We start from the raw sequence: 1,323 nt of genomic DNA, 5'->3' as shown, positions 1-1,323 counted from the left end.
AAGGCATACACCGCGCGCGGGAAGAAGATACTGCGGCGGAGCGATACTGCGTGAAGTGAACCATCTAAGTAACGCGGGAAGAGAAATCAAAAGAGATTGCGCAAGTAGCGGCGAGCGAACGCGCAGGAGCCTAAACCCTTTGTAGGGTGTTGCAGGGCCGCACGGGGATGACCCGTGGAGTTGGTGAGAAAACCGATATTTAGCGGAAGCGTCTGGAAAGGCGCGCGAGACAGCGTGAAAGCCGCGTATGCGAAAGATATCGGACTCCATGGTGCGGTACCTAAGTAGAGCGGGGCACGAGAAACCCTGTTTGAATCCGGGTCGACCACGATCCAAGGCTAAATACGAGACAGCTACCGACAGCGAAGAGTACCGTGAGGGAACGGCGAAAAGAACCCCGGTGAGGGGAGTGAAAGAGAACCTGAAACCGCAAACCGACAAGATGTCACGGCGCGTGAGCGTTGTGGCGTGTCTTTTGTAGAATAAACCTGCGAGTTGCGATGCGCGGCGAGGCTAAGGGTTGGGAGATCCGGAGCCGGAGCGAAAGCGAGTGTGAGAAGTGCGAAAAGTCGCGTGTCGCAGACCCGAAGCCAAGGTGATCTAATTATGGGCAGGCTGAAGGCAGGGTGAAACCTGTTGGAGGGCCGAACAGTAATCTGTTAAAAAAGGTAGTGATGACCTGTGATTAGGAGTGAAAGGCTAAACAAACCTGGAAATAGCTGGCTCTCCCCGAAATGCCTTTAGGGACAGCCTCATGCAAAGCGGAAGGAGGTAAAGCACCGGATGGGATAGGGGGCGTCACAGTCTACCGACACCAATCGAACTCAGAATGCCATCCGCCAACGCATGGGAGTGAGACTGTGTGCTCCAAGGTTCATAGTCGAGAGGGAAACAGCCCGGACCGACGGCAAAGGTCCCGAAATAACGCTCAGTGTGAAATGAGGTGCGCTTGCACAGACAGCCAGGAGGTTGGCTCAGAAGCAGCCATTCCTTAAAAGAGTGCGTAACAGCTCACTGGTCGAGCAGGCGTGCGCAGACAATGTAACGGGGCTAAGCGTTATACCGAAGCCGCGGGTCCGCATCTAGTGATGCGGGCGGTAGGGGAGCATTGCGCTAACCGGAGAAGGCGTACCCGTGAGGGGCGCTGGAGGAAGCGGAAGAGAGAATGCAGGCACAAGTAACGAAAAGACGGGTGAGATTCCCGTCCGCCGAAAGCCTGAGGATTCCCGGGTAAAGGCAATCTGCCCGGGGTAAGTCGGCCCCTAAGGCGAGGACGAAAGTCGTAGTCGATGGGAAATCGGTTCACAATCCGATACCCGATTC

At 55.8% G+C, this 1,323-nt stretch carries 1 rRNA gene; it reads left to right on the top strand.

The window, feature by feature from the left end:
* Positions 1-1,323 (top strand): 23S ribosomal RNA (locus tag IZU26_RS12980); the annotation flags it as partial.

Origin of the sequence: Treponema sp. SP13, assembly GCF_050938355.1 — a bacterium.
Classification (GTDB): Bacteria; Spirochaetota; Spirochaetia; order Treponematales; family Treponemataceae; genus Treponema_D; species Treponema_D socranskii.
Note: the sequence above shows the minus strand (reverse complement) of the source record. Positions and strands in the feature narration are given on the sequence as shown.